The 18,541-nt window shown below is 65.0% G+C and carries 15 protein-coding genes; 3 read left to right on the forward strand and 12 right to left on the reverse strand.

The window, feature by feature from the left end; genetic code table 11:
- Positions 1–43 precede the first annotated feature (43 nt).
- The 6 genes from CO675_RS13820 to CO675_RS13845 form a co-directional block, all read right to left on the reverse strand.
- The gene (locus CO675_RS13820; protein ID WP_198964598.1) at positions 44–1,213 is read right to left on the reverse strand and encodes an aminotransferase; all 1,170 of its coding nucleotides are present in this window, start codon (positions 1,211–1,213) and stop codon (positions 44–46) included.
- A gap of 8 nt (positions 1,214–1,221) precedes the next feature.
- On the reverse strand, positions 1,222–1,551 hold the full coding sequence (locus CO675_RS13825) for a rhodanese-like domain-containing protein (RefSeq protein WP_097672454.1): 330 nt from the start codon (positions 1,549–1,551) through the stop codon (positions 1,222–1,224).
- A 137-nt stretch (positions 1,552–1,688) separates the two neighbouring features.
- Positions 1,689–3,614: a potassium transporter Kup gene (locus CO675_RS13830; RefSeq protein WP_097672455.1), complete on the reverse strand. Its 1,926-nt coding sequence runs from the start codon at positions 3,612–3,614 to the stop codon at positions 1,689–1,691.
- 154 nt (positions 3,615–3,768) lie between these two features.
- On the reverse strand, positions 3,769–5,691 hold the full coding sequence (locus tag CO675_RS13835; protein WP_097672456.1) for a potassium transporter Kup: 1,923 nt from the start codon (positions 5,689–5,691) through the stop codon (positions 3,769–3,771).
- A 112-nt stretch (positions 5,692–5,803) separates the two neighbouring features.
- Positions 5,804–6,634, reverse strand: a complete 831-nt coding sequence (locus CO675_RS13840) for an OmpA/MotB family protein (protein ID WP_097672457.1) — start codon at positions 6,632–6,634, stop codon at positions 5,804–5,806.
- A 28-nt stretch (positions 6,635–6,662) separates the two neighbouring features.
- Positions 6,663–7,436: a motility protein A gene (locus tag CO675_RS13845; RefSeq protein ID WP_076860523.1), complete on the reverse strand. Its 774-nt coding sequence runs from the start codon at positions 7,434–7,436 to the stop codon at positions 6,663–6,665.
- Between the two features lie 375 nt (positions 7,437–7,811).
- Between CO675_RS13845 and CO675_RS13850 the strand changes: the two genes are divergently transcribed.
- Positions 7,812–8,792, forward strand: a complete 981-nt coding sequence (locus CO675_RS13850) for an NADPH:quinone oxidoreductase family protein (protein WP_097672458.1) — start codon at positions 7,812–7,814, stop codon at positions 8,790–8,792.
- A gap of 1,006 nt (positions 8,793–9,798) precedes the next feature.
- Positions 9,799–10,032, forward strand: coding sequence for a hypothetical protein (locus tag CO675_RS13855; RefSeq protein WP_097672459.1), 234 nt, complete (start codon positions 9,799–9,801; stop codon positions 10,030–10,032).
- A 10-nt stretch (positions 10,033–10,042) separates the two neighbouring features.
- Here the strand turns inward: CO675_RS13855 and CO675_RS13860 are convergent, their stop codons facing one another.
- Both CO675_RS13860 and CO675_RS13865 read right to left on the reverse strand, forming a co-directional pair.
- Positions 10,043–11,314 (reverse strand): NAD(P)/FAD-dependent oxidoreductase, encoded by a 1,272-nt coding sequence (locus tag CO675_RS13860; protein WP_097672460.1) that lies wholly within the window; start codon positions 11,312–11,314, stop codon positions 10,043–10,045.
- A gap of 85 nt (positions 11,315–11,399) precedes the next feature.
- Positions 11,400–13,055, reverse strand: coding sequence for a thiamine pyrophosphate-binding protein (locus tag CO675_RS13865; protein ID WP_097672461.1), 1,656 nt, complete (start codon positions 13,053–13,055; stop codon positions 11,400–11,402).
- 898 nt (positions 13,056–13,953) lie between these two features.
- On the opposite strand from CO675_RS13865, the gene CO675_RS13870 reads away from it, so the two are divergent.
- On the forward strand, positions 13,954–15,444 hold the full coding sequence (locus tag CO675_RS13870; protein ID WP_097672462.1) for a methyl-accepting chemotaxis protein: 1,491 nt from the start codon (positions 13,954–13,956) through the stop codon (positions 15,442–15,444).
- 23 nt (positions 15,445–15,467) lie between these two features.
- Here CO675_RS13870 and CO675_RS13875 read toward each other — a convergent pair whose 3' ends face one another.
- The 4 genes from CO675_RS13875 to CO675_RS13890 all read right to left on the reverse strand — a co-directional run bounded on the left by CO675_RS13875 (position 15,468) and on the right by CO675_RS13890 (position 18,534).
- A complete protein-coding gene (locus tag CO675_RS13875) occupies positions 15,468–16,613 on the reverse strand; it encodes an acyl-CoA dehydrogenase family protein (protein ID WP_097672666.1) in 1,146 nt (381 codons plus the stop codon).
- Between the two features lie 12 nt (positions 16,614–16,625).
- Entirely contained in the window at positions 16,626–17,453 is an 828-nt protein-coding gene (locus CO675_RS13880; RefSeq protein ID WP_097672463.1) for an SDR family NAD(P)-dependent oxidoreductase, read from the reverse strand.
- 221 nt (positions 17,454–17,674) lie between these two features.
- Positions 17,675–18,082, reverse strand: coding sequence for a MaoC family dehydratase (locus tag CO675_RS13885; protein WP_097672464.1), 408 nt, complete (start codon positions 18,080–18,082; stop codon positions 17,675–17,677).
- Positions 18,079–18,534 (reverse strand): MaoC family dehydratase N-terminal domain-containing protein, encoded by a 456-nt coding sequence (locus tag CO675_RS13890; protein ID WP_097672465.1) that lies wholly within the window; start codon positions 18,532–18,534, stop codon positions 18,079–18,081. The genes CO675_RS13885 and CO675_RS13890 overlap by 4 nt, the downstream gene beginning before the upstream one ends.
- Between the last annotated feature and the right edge of the window lie 7 nt (positions 18,535–18,541).

Raw genomic sequence — 18,541 nt, forward strand, 5'->3', positions numbered from 1 at the left:
CTGCGAGGCTGGCGAGACGACGGCTCTGCTTCTGCATTCTGGTCTACCTCTTGCGACGATGTACTGCGTCGGACAATCGCTCCAGCGCGGTGTCGAGCGTCGAGTCCCTCTTGGCAAAGCAGAAGCGGACGACCGACGTCACCGCATCCTGCTCGTAGAACGCCGACACTGGAATAGCCGCGACCTTGTAATCCTGCACAATTCGCCAGCAGAACTCCGCATCGGTCTCATTGAGCCCGAGCGGCGACAGGTCGACCGTGAGGAAGTAGGTCCCCTGCGACTTCAGCACCGGAAAGCCGATGCTCTCCAACCCCTTGGTCAGGCGGTCGCGGCTCCGCGCCATGTCCTTGCGCATGTCGAGGAAGTAGTCGTCCGGCTTGTTGAGGCCGTACGCCACCGCCGCCTGCAGATTGGGCGCCGTTGTGAAGGTGAGGAACTGGTGCACCTTGGCGGCGACGCGCAGCAGCGGCGGCGCAGCGCAGACGAAGCCGATCTTCCATCCGGTCAGCGAGAAGATCTTGCCCGCGCTGCCGACCTTGATGGTGCGGTCACGCATGCCCGGGATCGTGATCAGCGGGATGTGCTCGCGGCCGTCGAACACGACGTGCTCCCAGACCTCGTCGCAGATCGCGACCACGTCGAACTCCTGGCAGTACCGCGCCAGCAGTTCGAGGTCCTCGCGCGGATAGACCACCGCCGCCGGGTTGAGCGGATTGTTGAACAGCACCGCCTTGGTCTTGTGGTTGAAGACGCTGCGCAGCATCTCCTCGTTCAGCCGCCACTCCGGCGGCTCGAGCCGCAACAGCCGCGGAATGCCGCCGGCCTGGCGGATGATCGGCAGATAGGAATCGTAGACCGGCTGGAAGCACACCACCTCGTCGCCCGGCTCGACCACTGCGAGAATCGAGGAGGTCAGCGCCTCGGTGCCGCCGGAGGTGACCATCACCTCGGTCATCGGATCGAGCTTGAGCCCGTGCCAGTGGCCGTAATGCGATGCGATCGCCTGACGCAGCTCCGGAATGCCCATCATCGACGGATACTGGTTGTAGCCGTTGATGGACGCGTCCGCGGCGGCGCGGCGGATGTCCTCCGGGCCGGGATCGTCGGGAAAGCCTTGGCCGAGATTGATGGCGTTGTTGTCGCGCGCAGCCTGCGACATCGCCTCGAAGATCGTGACGGGAAGGTCCGCGAAGACCTTGTTCATGGAGGTCATGTCAGGGATCAGCCGCCCGTCTTGGTCGGCAGTCCCGCCGCCTTCCAGCCGATGATGCCGCCCGCCAAATGCTTGTCATAGGGCAGGCCCGCGGCCTGGGCGGCCAGCGAGGCCGTCACCGAGCGCTTGCCGGAGCGGCAGGCGAACACCACCTGCTTGCCCTGCGGATCAGGTATCGCGGCCGGGTCAAACGTCGACAGCGGCACTACGACGCCGTCGGGATAGGCCTCAACAGTGACCTCATTGGGCTCACGGACATCGACCAGGAGATAGCGGCCTTCCGCTATGCCCTTCGACACCTCGTCCGGAAACAAATCTTCCACCTTGTGGTCCGCCACGGAAATATCCTCCCGACATCAGCTTGGGCGAGCGTCGCGCGGCTCGCCGGTCCGGGCCGCAAAGTCGCCTCTCGCGCGGAGAAAATCAAGCGCCCGAAACGGGTTAGATGCCGTGCGGAAACGCCGGATCGTTGACCCTAGATCGTGACTTGGGTGCCGACCTCGACCACCCGCCCGGTCGGGATCTGGAAATAGTCGGTGGCATCGTTCGAGGAGCGGCTCAGCGCGATGAACAGATGGTCCTGCCAGCTCGGCATGCCCGAATGCGCCGCCGGCTTCAGCGCACGGCGGGACAGGAAGAACGAGGTCGACATGATGTCGAACTGCCAGCCGAGCTTGCGGGCGATCGCCAGCGTCTTCGGCACGTTCGGCTGCTCCATGAAACCGAACTTCAGCGTCACCTTGGAGAAAGTCTCGGTCAGCTGCTCCATCCGCACCCGCTCGGACGGATCGATACGCGGCGTCGGCGCAGTTTCGATAGTGAGGATGACATTCTTTTCGTGCAGCACCTTGTAGTGCTTGAGGCTGTGCATCAGCGCGGTCGGCGCGCTGATGGGATCGCTGGTCAGGAACACCGCTGTCCCGGAGACCCGCTGCGGCGGCCGCTTCTCCAGCATCGCGACGAGATCGGCGAGCGGGAATTCCAGCTTGCGCGACTTCTCGAACAACAGCCGGCTGCCGCGCCGCCAGGTGTACATCACCACAATCATGGCCCCGCCGAGCGCAAGCGGCACCCAGCCGCCCTCGAACACCTTGAGCAGGTTGGCGGCCAGGAACGTGATGTCCAGGAACAGGAACGGCGCGACCAGCGCCGCGGCGGCGATCGGCGACCAGCGCCAGACCTTCCAGATCACCACAAAGCCCATCATCGCCGTCACCACCATGGTGCCGGTCACGGAGATGCCGTAGGCCGACGCCAGCGCGCTCGACGAGCGGAACATCAGCACCAGCACGATCACCGCGATGAACAGGAAGCGGTTGATGCGCGGCATGTAGATCTGGCCGGAATGCGCTTCCGAGGTGTGGCGGATCTCGAACCGTGGCATCAGGCCGAGCTGGATCGCCTGTCGGGTCAGCGAGTAGGCGCCGGTGATGACGGCCTGGCTCGCGATCACGGTCGCCATGGTCGCAAGCGCGACCATCGGAATCAGCGCCCAGTCCGGGAACATCAGGAAGAACGGGTTCTCGATGCCCTTGGGATCGCCGATGAGAAGCGCGCCCTGCCCGAGATAATTCAGCGCCAGCGACGGCAGCACGATGAACAGCCACGCGGTCTGGATCGGGCGTTTGCCGAAATGGCCGAGGTCGGCATAGAGCGCCTCCGCGCCGGTCACCGCGAGGAAGACGGCACCGAGGGTGATGAAGCCGATCACACCGTGATGCAGCATGAACGACACCGCCAGGATCGGGTTGAACGCGTACAGCACTTCGGGATGCCGCACGATCTGCGGCAGCGCCGCGATCGCGATCACGGCGAACCACACGCACATCACCGGGCCGAAGAACGCCGCAACGCGCGCGGTGCCGCGCGACTGCACCGCGAACAGGGCGACCAGGATCACCACCGTGAGCGGGACGACATAGGGATCGAATGTGGAGGTGACGAGCTTGATGCCTTCGATCGCCGACAGCACCGACAGCGCCGGCGTGATGACGGCATCGCCGTAGAACAGCGCGCCGCTGATGATGCCGAGCAGCACGATCGCAGCGGCGCCCTTGGTGGCCGCGCGCTGCGCCAGCGCCATCAGCGCCAGCGTTCCGCCCTCGCCATTGTTGTCGGCACGCAGCAGGATCACGACATATTTGAGGGTGACGACCACAATCAGCGCCCACAGGATCAGGCTGAGCACGCCGAGCACCGCATGCGCCGTCACGGCGCCCTCGCCGCCGGCAGCCGCAACGACGGCTTCGCGCAGCGCGTACAGCGGGCTGGTGCCGATGTCGCCATAGACGACGCCGATGCTGCCGAGCATCAGCGCCTTGAAGGTGGCGGTTGAATGCGCCTCGCCATGGCCGTTTGCCGCGGGCGTTTCCGCCGCGGTGATCGCACTCTCGGATGACATGGGAAGCTGCGCCTCTGTCTTCTGCCGCACTGCACAATGCCGGGTTGCAGGCCTATACTCCCGGCAGGAATGCATAGGTTAGCACGGATTTAGGCCTCCACCATGCGTACCACGCATAGATCAAGGCTTTTCAACGCCGGAATTCGCTGTCAGCTCAAATAGTTACCTGGGTACCCACTTCAACGACCCTGCCGGTCGGAATCTGGAAATAGTCGGTGGCATCGTTGGCAGACCGGCTCATCGCGATGAACAGGTGGTCCTGCCACTGCGGCATCCCGGACTGGGCGGACGGCTTCAGCGACCGACGCGACACGAAGAACGAGGTCGACATGATGTCGAACTGCCAGCCGAGCTTGCGCGCGATCGCGAGCGCCTTCGGCACGTTCGGCGATTCCATATAGCCGAAGCGCAGCCGCACCGCGGTGAACTTGTCGCTGACCTTCTCCATGGTGACGCGCTCCGACAGGTCGACGCGCGGCGTCGGTGCAGTCTCGATGGTCAGGATCACATTGTGCTCGTGTAGCACCTTGTTGTGCTTGAGATTGTGCAAGAGCGCGGTCGGCACGAAGCTGGGATCGCTGGTCAGGAACACCGCGGTGCCCTTGACGATATGCGGCGGCCGCTTCTCCAGGCTGTGGATCAGGTCGCGCAGCGGCACCTCGATGCGGCGGGTCTTGGCGATGAGAATCGCGGCGCCGCGACGCCAGGTCCAGATCATCGTCGCCATCACGACGCCGAACAGCAGCGGCACCCACGCGCCCTCGAACAGCTTCAGGAGATTGGCGCTGAAGAAGGTCATGTCGACGATCACGAACGGCAAGATCAATGCGGCTGCCGACGCCACGCGCCAATTCCACAGCTTCCAGATCACGATGAAGCCCATGATGCCGTCAGCGACCATGGTGGTGGAGACGGCGATGCCGTAGGCCGAGGCGAGCCCGCTCGAGGTGCGGAACAGCAGCACCAGCAACAACACGCCGATCAGCAGCATCCGGTTGACCCGCGGCAGATAGATCTGCCCGGCATGGGTCTCCGAGGTATAGCGGACCTCGAAGCGCGGCAAGAGCCCGAGCTGCACCGCCTGGCTGATCAGCGAATAGGCGCCGGTGATCACGGCCTGGCTTGCGATCACGGTCGCAGCGGTGGCGAGCCCGATCAGCGGCAGCAGCAACACGTCGGGCACCATGCGATAGAACGAGTTCTCGATCGCGGCGGGATCGGACAGCACCAGCGCGCCCTGCCCGAAATAGTTCAGCAGCAGCGACGGCAGCACGAAGAACAGCCAGCCGGACTGGATCGGCTTGCGGCCGAAATGCCCGAGATCGGCATACAGCGCCTCGCCACCGGTCACCGCGAGGAACACCGCGCCCAAGGTCACCAGGCCGACGGTGCCGTGGGTCAGCAGGAACTGGATCGCGTAATAGGGATTGATCGCCGCCAGCACCGACGGATCGTCCATGATGTGGACCAGCCCCATCACCGCGAGCGAGGCGAACCACACCACCATCACCGGCCCGAAGGCGGAGGCGACGCGCGCGGTGCCGGTGCGCTGCACCGAGAACAGCAGCACGAGAATCAGGATCGTCAGCGGCACCACATAGTGCTCGAGATGCGGCGTGGCGAGCTTGAGGCCTTCGACCGCCGACAGCACCGAGATCGCCGGCGTGATCATGGAATCGCCGATGAACATCGAGGCGCCGACCACGCCGAGCGCGAGCAGCGGCCAGCTGCGCCGTCCGATCGCGCGCTGGCCGAGCGCCATCAGCGACAGCGTGCCGCCCTCGCCGTTATTATCGGCACGCAGCAGCAGCAGGACGTATTTGGCGGTGACGACGGTGAACAGCGCCCACAGGATCAGGCTGAGCACACCCAGCACCATGATGCGGGTGACCGGCTGGCCGTGCGCGGCGCCGCCGACCGCCTCGCGGAATGCGTAGAGCGGCGAGGTTCCGATATCGCCGAACACCACGCCGATGCTGCCCAGCGTCAGGGCCCAGAAGCCGGAGGTACCTTGGCCTTTGCCCTGACCTGTTCCTTGAGTTTCCTGGGCTTCGGTTGATGAGACGCTGACAGCCATGGCGAGGTTGGAACGCTCGATCGGTTGATTTTGACCCGCGCGGCTATCGACGCTTCCGCCCCGCCTGTCAACCGAGCAACCCGGCCGACGGCGGTAGCAGGGTAACCCGGAGCTACGGCTTCAGATCCGGCGGCAGTGGCGGATTTTCCCGCATCAACGTGATGGTCACGCGACGGTTCGCCGGCAGCGTCGGGTCGTCTGGAAACAGCGGCTGGCCGTCGGCCTTGCCGGAAACCGCGAAGATGTGGGACGGCGGCAGCCCTTCCCGCTCCAGGATCTGGCGCACCGCATTGGCGCGGTCCGCGGACAGGTCGAAGGCGTCGTAATCGCTGCGCGCCGGCACGAAGCCTGCGGCTGTATGCCCCACGATCGCGATCCGCAGCGGCGTCGCCTTCAGCGGCGCGGCGAGCTTCTGGATCAGCCGGCGGGTGCGCTCATACGGCTCCCTGGAGCCGTCGGCGAACATCGAGCGGCCGTCCTGGTCGACGATCTCGAGGTTGAGCCCCTCCTTGGTCTCCTCGAACATGATGTTCTTGGAGATCTCGGTCAGCTCCGGCATGTCCTGCAGCGCCTGGCGCAGCGAGGCCGAGGCGAGCGCGAATTCGCGGTCGATCTTCAGCCGCGCGCCGTTGATCTGGCTGCGCTCCTTCTCGTCCGGCGTCGGATTGGCGGAGGATTCCTCCGGCGAGATGTGCTCGACATTCTTCAGCTTCGGCCGCGTCGGCAGGCCGTCGGACTCGACGATCCCTGAGTAGCGCACATTGGTCTGCACGCCGAAGGCGTCGCGCATCGAACCCGCGACGATCTTCAGCTTGTTGTTGTCCATGGTGGAGAACGCGACGAGCATCACGAAGAAGCTCATCATCAGGCCCATCAGGTCGGCGAAGGTCACGAACCAGCCGTGACCTCCGGTATGGGCGTCGCCGCGCTTCTTTTTGGCCATCGCTGCGTTTCCCGAAAGCGCCGGCCGGTCAAGCCGGAACCGGCTCGCCTTCCTCGTGGCGATGCTTCTCCGGCAGATAGGCCAGCAGCATCTCGCGCACCAGCGCCGGGCTCTTGGAATCGCGGATCATCAGGATGCCGTCGATGATCAGCGTGCGGTTGGTCTCCTCGTCGAGCAGCTTGCCGTGCAGCTTGTCGGCGATCGGAAGGCAAAACAGGTTGGCCACCAGCGCGCCGTACAGCGTCGCGAGCAACGCCGTCGCCATGAACGGGCCGAGCTTGGAGGGGTCGGTCATGTTGGCGAACATCTGCACCATGCCGATCAGCGTGCCGATCATGCCGAAAGCCGGGGCGCAGTCGCCGATCGCGCGATAGATCTTGCTGCCCTCGTCGAGGTGCATCAGGAAATTGTCGCGGTCGCGCTCCATGTTGTCGCGGATGAATTCGAGGTCGTAGCCGTCGGCGACGTAGCGGATGCCCTTGGCAAGGAACGGCTCGTCGGTCTCGACCTTTTCCAGGCCGACCGGGCCCTGCTTGCGGGCGATCTCGGCGATGCGGGCCAGCTCGTCGACGAGGTCGCGGGCCGAGAGACGGCTCATGGTGAAGGCAAACTTGGCGCCGAGCGGCAGCCCGTGCAACATCACGCCGAGCGGAAAGCGGATCATCGTCGCCGCGATCGAGCCGCCGAAGATGATGATCATGGCATGTTCGGAAATGAACATGTGCAGGTCGCCGCCCATGAACATCATCACCGCGATGACGATGATGCCGGCCAACAGCCCGGCGCCTGTCATGATATCCATGAAAAACTCCAACGCGAACGCAACCCGCCTGTCCTGGACGGCGCGCAGCCCAAGGCGGGCCGCGTGGAAAAACCCTAACGTTAATGCCATTAAGGACGCGTTACCGAATTTGGTAGGGATAACAACGGGTAAACGGCTGCCTTTTCGTGATGTCGTTGAAGATGTTGGCTTTCCGCATGGGACGCCGCCGCTGCATGCGCAAAAGGTCTCCCCGTAGAACAACGGACATGGGATAGGTTCGCCAAGAGCGTTTTCGAGCGAAGTGGGTACCGGTTCGCGGGAAGAAAACGCATCAACACAAGAATCCGGAGCCCCGTTCCGATTCAATCGGAACGGAAAAGGCTCCAGAGGAAACGAACCAACGAGCAGGACAGCATGAAGGCGGTCGTCGTCGAGCAATACGCACCCATCGATCAGATCGGACTGAAGGAGATCGCCACGCCCGAACCCGGCCCGGGACAGATCCGCGTCCGGGTCCACGCCGCGAGCATCGGCTTCGTCGATGGGCTGAAGGTCGAGGGCCGCTACCAGACCAAGGATGCCCTGCCCTTTACGCCTGGTGCGGAATTCGCCGGCGTGGTCGACGAGGTCGCGGGCGACGTTGCCGGCATCACGCCGGGCATGCGGGTGATGGGCGCGGCGCGCTCGGGGGCGCTGGCCGAGTCCATCGTGGTGCCGCCGGCCGCCGTCGAAGTGATGCCCGACGGTCTGTCGATGGAGGCCGCCGCGGCCTTTCGCACCAATTACCTCACCGCATTGTACGCGCTCAGCGAGCGCGGCTCGCTCAAGGCAGGCGAGCAGCTGCTCGTGCTCGGTGCCGCCGGTGGTACCGGCATCGCCGCGATCCAGGTCGGCAAGCTGCTCGGCGCGCGCGTCGTTGCCGCGGCCTCGACCGATGAGAAGCGCAGCTTCGCCGCGAGCTTCGGTGCCGACGCTGTCGTCGACTATACGAAGCCCGATTGGCGCGACGCGCTGAAGGACGCAACCGGCGGCCATGGACCCGATGTGATCTTCGATCCGGTCGGCGGCGAGGTCTCGCTGCAGGCGTTCCGCTCGATCGCCTGGAACGGCCGCCATGTCGTGGTCGGCTTTGCGGCAGGCCAGATCCCCGCTCTGCCGTTCAACCTGCCGCTGTTGAAGGGCGGCCTCCTGATCGGCGTCGACGCCGCTCAGATCGCGCGCCGCGAGCCGGAGGCGCAGGCGCGCGTGATGACGCAATTGTCGGCATGGCTGAACGACGGCCGACTGACGCCGGTTGTCGGCAAGGTGTTCGAGCTTGACGATTTCCGCGCGGCGTTCACGACGATGCAGACCCGCGCGGCGCTGGGCAAGATGGTGGTGCGGATCGGAAAGTGAGAGAGGCTCCGCTATCGCCCCGTCTTCGCTGTCGTCCCTGCGAAAGCAGGGACCCATAACCACAGCGTTGTGTTGTTGGGATGAGCTGTGGCCACAACTCTGCAATCCAATTCGCATTCGTGGTTATGGGTCCGGGCTCAAGGCCGGGACGACACCGAAATTTTTGCACGGTCTGTGAGTCACATATCCGCATTCTCGCGACATGATTGTCCGAGTCTTGCTCTTCGTTTTGCCGCTCTGCGAACAGAGGGCGCAGGGAAAGCCGGGTGCCGATCGCACCCATGGGCCCCGAGCAATGGAGATAAGCTCGGGGGGTAGGACCACAGGTGTAACCGGAGCAATCCGGCTTTCCCTGCGCGATGGGTTACGGCTTACTTCGTGCTCTCCCCGGCGAGACTGGGCTTGCTTGTCACCGCCTTCGCAAAACGCTTTTGCGTCTTGCGAAAGGACACCTGCCGCTAGGGCGTCAGGACCACACGACTTCACCGTCCGCCTCATGCGCACTCGTCAGTTGCGCAATTCGCGTCCACCGCATCTCGACCCGCGTTCGTGACGACCGCGAAGCGCCCCTCGTGCCGGGTGAGACGGGCGCATTGAACATCTGAGTTGGGTGCGGCGTCAAGTTAAATTCTGAAAAGCCGAACGATCTGAACCAAGGACCCGCGTCTCGTAGGATGGGTAGAGCGAAGCGAAACTCATCCTACAATTCTACGATCCTGGATCCGGCGGGCCCCTCGGGTGACCCGAGCGCGCCGTCCCAACGCTTGCCATTGCATCGCAGGAACCAACACCGCTGCGGCGCATTGACATTTCACCCATCGGTTGAGAGGTAATATGCCGCCCGTATCGGTATCAGCGCCGATCCTGTAGCGTTCCTGTCCGCCGAAGAGCCAATTAGCCGTCATCTGTTGTATTTCAGGATTCTTCCCTTGGCACTTTTTGCACATCGAACATCCAGCACCACGTCCCGATCGCGCGGGCGAACCACCGTAGCCTGAGACGCGCGATGAAGACGGACAAGGCCATCTGGTACGTCTCGTTCGCCGTGAGCAACCCTGACGCCGGACACCACCGCTTCGCGCGCCAGACCCGCACCTTCACGACCGAGCAGGATGCCAAGGCGTTTGCGCGCACCCTGCTTGCGCAAACTCAAGACGTCAGCGCCGGAACGATCAATCCACACACGCCGAGACGCGTGATCGCGCCGGCCGCGATCGCGGCCTGGGCCGGCGAGAGCTGAGGTTTCATTCCTACAAAAAGCGTGACGGCGCGAACGGCGCAAGCGGGATCTCCGGCGCCTTGCCGCTGAGCAGTTGCGCGACCAGCCGGCCGGTGCGGGCCGAGCCGACCAGGCCGACATGGCCGTGGCCGAACGCATAGACCACGTCGCGCGAGGCGCGGCTATGGCCGATGCAGGGCCGACCGTCGGGCATGCTCGGGCGATGGCCGAACCAGGTCTTGATCCGTGATGGTGGAATGTCCCGCGGCAGTTTCGGGAACATGCTCAGGAGATGCTGGCGCAAGATCTCGGCGCGCTTCCAGTTCGGCGCGGCGTCGAGCCCCGCAATCTCCACGGTGCCGGCGGCGCGCAGGCCCTTGTCGGTCCAGTTGACCACCATCTTGGCGTCCGAGGCCATCATCGAATTGCGTGGTCCGGACTCCGGATGCTCGATCATGACGTGGTAGCCGCGCTCGGTCTCGAGCGGCAGCGGATCGCCGATCGATGCGGTCAGCTGCTTCGAGCGCGCACCGGCGGCGACCACCGCGGCGTCGCAGGCGATCTCGCCACGCGCGGTGACCACGGCGACCAACCGGTCGCCCGCAAGCTTGAGACCTGTCGCCTTGGCGGCGATGCGCTCCGCGCCGCTCGCGATCGCGTGCGCAGCGAGCGCTGCGACGTAGGCACCGGGATCGCGGCAGCGGCCGGCCTCCTCGACCACGACGCCGAACTTGTAGCGCGGATGCAGATCGGGCTCGCGCTGACGCATTTCGTCTTCATCGAGCTCAAGCCATTCGATGCCGACGCGCTTGCGGATGCGCCAGCCGAGGTCGCGGTCGAACGGCGCGCGTGAGGGAAACACGTGCATCACTCCGCGCCGCTCGATCAGTTCGGGCACGCCGGCCTCCTCCGCAAGCTGCTTGTGCAGCAGCGGCGCGTCCTTGAGCAGATCGCGCATCGCCCGCGCGGTGGCCTCGACCTGCGCCTCGGTGCGGCTCGACAGCAGATACTTGATCAGCCACGGCAACGCCTCCGGCAGATACGACCAGCGGATCGCAAGCGGTCCGAGCGGGTCCATCAGATAGCCAGGCACCTTCTTCCAGGTGCCGGGCTCGGCCGGCGGGATCACCGAATGCGACGACAGCCAGCCCGCATTGCCATAGCTCGCGGCCTGGGTGCCGCCGGGCTCGCCCGGATCGATCAGCGTGACTCGATGGCCCGCGCGCAATGCCTCGATGGCGCTGATCACGCCGACCGCGCCGGCGCCGATGATCGCAATGTGACGGCCGGCGGACTCAGGCATCAGCGCTTCGCCTCTTGTTCAAGAATGATCTTCGCGCAAACACTACGCGTTTGTCGCGGGGAAAACCGCTTCGCACTTTTCCGGATCATGCTTGCGGCACAAAATCCTTGCCGACCGACAGCGCGCGCTGATCGACCAGGCAGTGCAGGATTGCCGGCTTGCCGGAGGCCAGCGCCCGCTCGAACGCCGGCGCGAAGTCTTCGGTGCGCTCGACCCGCTCGCCATGGCCGCCGAATGCCTTGGCGTAGAGCGCGAAGTCCGGGTTCTTGAGCTGGGTGCCGACGACGCGGCCGGGATAGTCGCGCTCCTGATGCATGCGGATGGTGCCGTATTGCGCGTTGTCGATGACGACGACGATCAGCGGCGCGTCATACTGCACGGCGGTGGCGAACTCCTGCCCGTTCATCAGGAAGCAGCCGTCGCCGGCGAACGCGACGACGACGCGATCCGGATGCTGCCGCTTGGCCATCACGGCCGCCGGCACGCCGTAGCCCATCGAGCCCGAGGTTGGCGCCAGTTGCGCGGCAAACGCGTGGAAGCGATGGTGGCGATGGATCCAGCCGGCGTAGTTGCCGGCGCCGTTGCAGACGATCGCATCCTTCGGCAGCCGATCGCGCAGCCAGGTCACAACCTCGCCGTACTGGAAATGGCCCGGCAGCTCGCGCGGCTTGTCGGTCCAGGCCAGATAATCCGCGTGCGCCTTGGCCGCCTCGCCCTTCCAGGCGGGCGCGGCTGCGGGTTTCATGCTCTCCACCGCGGCGGCGAAGGCCGCAGGCGTCGCCTGGATCGCCAGCGCCGGCTGGTAGACGCGGCCGAGCTCTTCGGAGCCCGGATGGACGTGAATGAGCTTCTGGCTCGGCACCGGAATGTCGAGCAGCGTGTAGGACGACGACGGCATCTCCGACATGCGTCCGCCGATCAGGAGAATGACGTCGGCGCCCGTGAAGCGATCCTTCAGCTTCGGGCTCGGGCCGATGCCGAGATCGCCGGCATAATGCGAATGGTCGGCGTCGAACAGCGAGGCGCGGCGGAACGAGGTCGCGACCGGCAGGTCGAAGCGCTCGGCAAAGCGCGCAATGCGCTTGGCCGCCTCTGCAGTCCAGGCCGAGCCGCCGAGCACCACGATCGGCGCCTTCGCGCCGGCGAGCATGGCACCGAGGCGTTCGAGATCCGACGGCGCCGGCCAGCTCTGCGCAGGCTCGACCTTCGGCGCGTCGGCGACCGCTGCGGTCTCGGTCAGCATGTTCTCCGGCAGCGAGATCACCACCGGACCGGGGCGGCCCTGCAGCGCGACGCGGAAGGCGCGCGCGACCAGCTCCGGAATGCGATCCGGACGATCGATCTCGACCGCCCATTTCGCCATGGTGCCGAACACCGCCTTGTAGTCGAGCTCCTGGAACGCCTCGCGCTCACGCATGCCGGTGTCGACCTGACCGACGAACAGGATCATCGGGGTGGAATCCTGCATCGCAATGTGCACGCCGTGGGCGGCATTGGTCGAACCCGGGCCGCGGGTCACGAAGCAGATGCCGGGACGCCCGGTGAGCTTGCCATAGGCCTCCGCCATCATCGCAGCACCGCCCTCGGCACGGCAGATCACGACGTCGATCGGGCTGTCGTGCAACGCGTCGAGCGCCGCCAGATAGCTCTCGCCCGGCACGCAGGTGACGCGCTCCACCCCTTGCGCGACCAGCTGGTCGATCAGGATCTGGCCTCCGGTGCGGGCGTTGCTTTTGGTCATGAGGGCTCCCTGCGGCATTGGCGCGCGCTTGCGGCTCGCGCGGAACGTGGTCCGACGGGGGTATGATAGACGAGATTATGGCGCAAGGCCGAAGCCCCCCTCGCGCCGGCGAAGCGGGGCAAGCCATGCGATAGGCAATGGGCATCGCGCTTTCGTCGTCGATTTCCGCAGAGCGGACGATCGCCGGCGGGATCCTCGTGGCCCGGCCGGAGAGCGGAAAGGTAACTTCGCGCCGATTTCAGAGCGCCCTCGCCGTCAGCTTGCGGACGACATGTTCCGTCGCCGGCCGCAAGTTCGATCGGGTACCGCGGCGCCCCGATCAACCTGTGCGTGTTTCTTTCAACTGCAACCCATCGGCGATACGGCAGCCTCGTGGTCATCACACGGCACCAACCGCCGCAGCAGCGCGCACGCATGAGAGATGATCCACGGGCATCGCAAAGACCGACGGCACGCGGCAGCCGCACGGGACGCGAGAAAGCCAGTGCGTTGCGGCGCACGTGACAACAGCGTGGCACAAACTGCATGCTCCATCGCGTCATATGCACGATAACAATCATTCGAAGCGCGCGCGTGTGCTTCCGTAAGACTACGGTGCAGCGAACGGTCGCTTCGCACTGTTCGATGCAGGATCGCGCGGATTTCGCGGAAAATCGCATTCTAGCGCGTCGATTTCGGCTGAACTCATTGCACGCATCGCGCGTTCGGTGCTGCGCGATCGCGCGCGGCACACAGCATGCACTTCATGATGGAACTCGAATCGCCTACGGTTTCGCGCAGTCAAAAATTGTAAATCGTGTATCGCACCCGCCCGCCGTCCCGCGGCGGAAGGCGTTCTGCCGCCGATCGGGTGCATCGTTTTCAGTTGACCGATTGATATCAATGCTGGAGGCAATGCATGTTAGGGATGAAGGGCGTCGCAAGCGTGATCGGCTCGGACAGTTCTTACAGGCTGTTCGACGACATGCCGATTAGTGTCATGCTCTGCGAGCTGGACAATTTCAGGATCACCTACATCAACGAGTCGACGCGGCACAATCTGAAGAAGATCGAGCACGTGCTGCCGGTGAAGGTCGACGCGCTGATCGGACAGTCGATCGACATCTTTCACAAGAACCCGCAGCATCAGCGCCGGCTCTTGTCCGATCCGAAGAACCTGCCGCACAAGGCGCGCATCACCATCGGCGGCGAGACGCTCGATCTCACCGTGACGGCGATGACCAACTCGCGTGGCCGCTACAGCGGGCCGATGCTGACGTGGGAGCTCGCGACCGAGAAGGCGCGGCTTGAAACCCAGACCGAGCGGCTGTTGCAAATGCTCGACAACATGCCGATCAACATCATGATGTGCGACACCGATTTCAACATCACCTATATCAACCAAACCAGCCTCAAGACGCTCGACACCGTGAAGCATTTGCTCCCGGTGGCGCCGCAGAAGATCCTCGGCAACTCGTTTGACATCTTCCACAAGAACCCGGCGCACCAGCGCCGCATCGTCGGCGATCCGAAGAACCTGCCACACGCGGCCAAGATCAGGCTCGGCCCGGAAACGCTCGACCTTCGGGTCTCCGGCCTGACCGACAAGCGCGGCAACTATACCGGCGCGATGCTGAGCTGGTCGGTTGTGACGGGCAATGTGAAGCTCGCCGACGACTTCGAGAAGGATGTGAAGGGCCTTGCCGGGATGCTGGCGTCGGCTTCGACGCAGATGCAGGGCACCGCGCGATCGCTGACGACGACCGCCGAATTCGTCAATCAGCGCACGGCGAGTGCTGCGTCGGCGTCGGAAGAGTTGTCGTCCTCGGTCAACGAGATCAGCCGCCAAGTGACCGAGGCGAGCCGCATCGCCCGTATGGCGGTCGAGGAAGCGGAGAAGTCCGACAGACTGGTTTCGGGCCTCGTGACCATGGCGCAGAAGATCGGCGACGTCGTCGCGCTGATCAGCCAGATCGCCGGCCAGACCAACCTGCTCGCGCTCAACGCCACGATCGAATCCGCACGTGCCGGCGAGGCTGGCCGGGGCTTTGCCGTCGTCGCATCCGAGGTGAAGGCGCTGGCCAACCAGACCGCCAAGGCCACGGAAGACATTTCGGCGCAGATCAACGAGATGCAGACCGCGACCGGCAACACCGCCACGGCGCTGAAGGCGATCTCGCAGGTCATCGTCCAGATCAGCGAGATCTCGACCGTGATCGCCAGTGCCGTCGAGGAACAGGCCGCGGCCACCAAGGAGGTCACCGCCAACATCAACGGAACGACCAAGGCGATCGACGATGCCAGCAAGGCCGCCGAGAACGTTCTGGCGGCCTCCGGCGAGCTCGCCAGCAACGCGTCTGAGCTCGAAGTCCAGGTCGACAAGTTCCTGAAGAACGTGCGCGCGATGTAATGCGGCTGAGGTCGCGCGCTTGCCTACAGCGAGCGCGCGATCAGCACCTTCATGATCTCGTTGGTGCCGCCATAGATCTTCTGGATGCGGGAATCGATGAACATGCGCGAGATCGGGTATTCCTGCATGTAACCGTAGCCGCCATGCAGCTGCAGGCATTCGTCGGCGGTCTCGACCTGCTTCTGCGAGCACCACCATTTCGCCATCGACGCCGTCACGGTATCGAGATCGCCGGCGACCAGGCGGTCGACGCACCAGTCGACGAACACGCGGGCGATCATCGCCTCGGTCTTGCGCTCGGCGAGCGTGAACGCGGTGTTCTGGAACTCGATCAGCGGCTTGCCGAAGGCGGTGCGCTGCTTGGTGTATTCGGCGGTGATCTTGACCGCGCGTTCCATCGAGGCGACTGCCCCGATCGCCAGCGACAGCCGCTCCTGCGGCAATTGCTGCATCAGCTGGACGAAGCCGTTGCCCTCCTCATTGCCGAGCAGATTTTCAGGCGGCACCGTGACATTGTCGAAGAACAGCTCGGACGTGTCTGAGGCGTGCAGGCCGATCTTGTCGAGGTTGCGGCCGCGCCGGTATCCCTCCGCGCCTGCGGTCTCCACCACGATCAGCGAGATGCCCTTCGCGCCCGGTGCACCCGTTCGCGCGACGACGATCACGAGGTCTGCGGCCTGACCGTTGGTAATAAACGTCTTCTGGCCGTTGATGACGTAGGAATTGCCCTGCTTCTTCGCCGTGGTCTTGACGGCCTGCAGGTCGGAGCCGGTGCCGGGCTCGGTCATCGCGATGGCGCCGACCATCTCGCCCGACGCCATCTTCGGCAGCCAGCGCTTTTTCTGCTCCTCCGAGCCGTAATTGACGATGTAGTGCGCGACGATCGCGCTGTGCACGGAAACGCCGGTGGTCAGCTCCGGCACCGTGCTCTCGAGGTCATCGAGCACGGCGGCGTCATAGGCGAAGGTGGCGCCCAGGCCGCCATAGGCCTCCGGCACGCTCGGCAGCAACGCGCCCATCTCGCCGAGCGCGCGCCAGGCCGAGCGGTCGACCAGCTTCTGCTCGCGCCATTTCTCGGCGTGCGGCGCCAGATCCTTGGCGAGGAATTTGCGGAACTGGTCACGGAAGGTGTCCAGCTCCTCGGTCATCCATGACGATCGGTAGTGCATCATTCCCTCGTGCTAAATCAACAGACCGCCGCCGGCGACGATCACCTGCCCGCTGATGTAGTTCGATTCCGGGGCGCAGAACAGATAGACCGCGTCCGCCGCCTCTTCCGGCGTGCCGCCGCGGCCGAGCGGGATCATCCGGCCCATCGCCTCCAGCATCTGCGGCTGGACGCCGACCTTGATGTCGCGGCCGCCGACGTCGATGGTCTTCTGCTGGCTCTCGATCGGCTGGGTCAGGCGGGTGTTGATCAGGCCGAATGCCACACAATTGACGTTGACCTTGTAGCGGCCCCACTCCTTGCACATCGTGCGCGTCAGCCCGATCAACGACGCCTTCGCCGAAGAATAACTCGCCTGCCCGGCATTGCCGTAGAGGCCCGCGATCGAGGAGATGTTGACGACCTTGCGGAACACCTCGCGGCCGGCCTCGGCCTCCTTCTTCGCCATCACCCGGATCGGCTCGGACGCGGCGCGCAGGATCCGGAACGGGGCGACCAGATGGACGTCGAGCATCGCCTGGAACTGCTCGTCCGACATCTTCTGGATCGTCGAGTCCCAGGTATAGCCGGCGTTGTTGACGATGATGTCGAGGCCGCCGAATGTTTCGATGGCCGCACCGACGAAGCGATCGGCAAAGCCGGCCTCGACCACGCTGCCATTGACCGCGATCGCCTCGCCGTCCATGGCCTTGATCTCGGCAACGACGGCATTGCCCGGCTCGGCATCGAGGTCGTTGACCACGACCTTCGCGCCCTCGCGCGCGAGCTTCAGCGCAATCGCGCGCCCGATGCCGCGGCCCGATCCGGAGACGAGCGCGACTTTGCCTTGCAGTTTCGACATCAGATTCTCCCTAGAACAACATCATTTTCCGCGGGCTCGGCTCCGCCTCGCCCCGCTTGCGGGGAGAGGCCGGAACGCATCGTCAGATGCGTTCCGGGTGAGGGGGAGCTTCCGCGACTCCTGTTGCCTCCGTGTGTGCGGAGACAACCCCTCACCCCAACCTTCTCCCCGCAAGAGCGGGGCGAGGGAGCGCAGTTTCTTCGTGGCGACAGGTCACCACCCTACAGCGCGATAACCGCTTCCCCCGCGAGCTTGATCTCGCCGTTCTGATCCTTCGTGGTGAGCGCGAGTTTCGCGCGTTTCTCGCCGCCCTGCTCGATCAGCTCGGTCACCGTGCCCTCGCAGGTCAACGCGGCGCCGAGCTGGGTGATCGCGGCAAAGCGGGTCGAGAACGAGCGGATCCGTGACGGCGCGACCGCGTCCGTCAGCGCCTGGCCGAGATAGCCCATGACCAGCATGCCGTGCGCGAACACGTCGGGAAACCCGGCCGCTTTCGCGAAGTCGATGTCGACATGGATCGGGTTGTGATCGCCGGAAGCGCCGCAGTACAGCGCGAGGCGATGCCGGGTGATCGGCGGAAACGCCTTGTGGACGATGCGGTCGCCGACCGCGGGAACGCTGCTGCTCATGACGGCCTCGCATTGCGCACCACGATGGTGCGCGAGGTATCGGCGACATGGACGCCGGCCTGGTTCGTGGCCGCGGTCTCGACCACGATCAGCGTCATCGCCCCGCCCTTCTTCTCGGTCACGCTGGTGACGCGCGGCCGAAAGGTCAGGGTGTCGCCGACCACCACAGGCGCGTGATAGTCGAAGCGCTGCTCGCCATGCAGCACGCGGGCGAGATCGATGCCGAGCGCGGTCAGGAACTCGAACGGCTCAGCCGCGTCCATCATCTCCAGACAGAACAGATAGGTCGGCGGCACCGGCGCCGCCGCCAAGCCTGCCGCCTGCGCGGCGCTGCCGTCGCGATAGACCGCATTGGTCTCGCCGAGCGTGTCGAGGAAAAAGCGCAGGCGCCCCGGCTCGACGCGCGCGGTCACGGGCGTGAACGTACGCCCGACGGCGGATTGATCGACCATGGCTGCC

Source organism: Bradyrhizobium sp. C9 (genome assembly GCF_002532045.1).
Classification (GTDB): Bacteria; Pseudomonadota; Alphaproteobacteria; order Rhizobiales; family Xanthobacteraceae; genus Bradyrhizobium.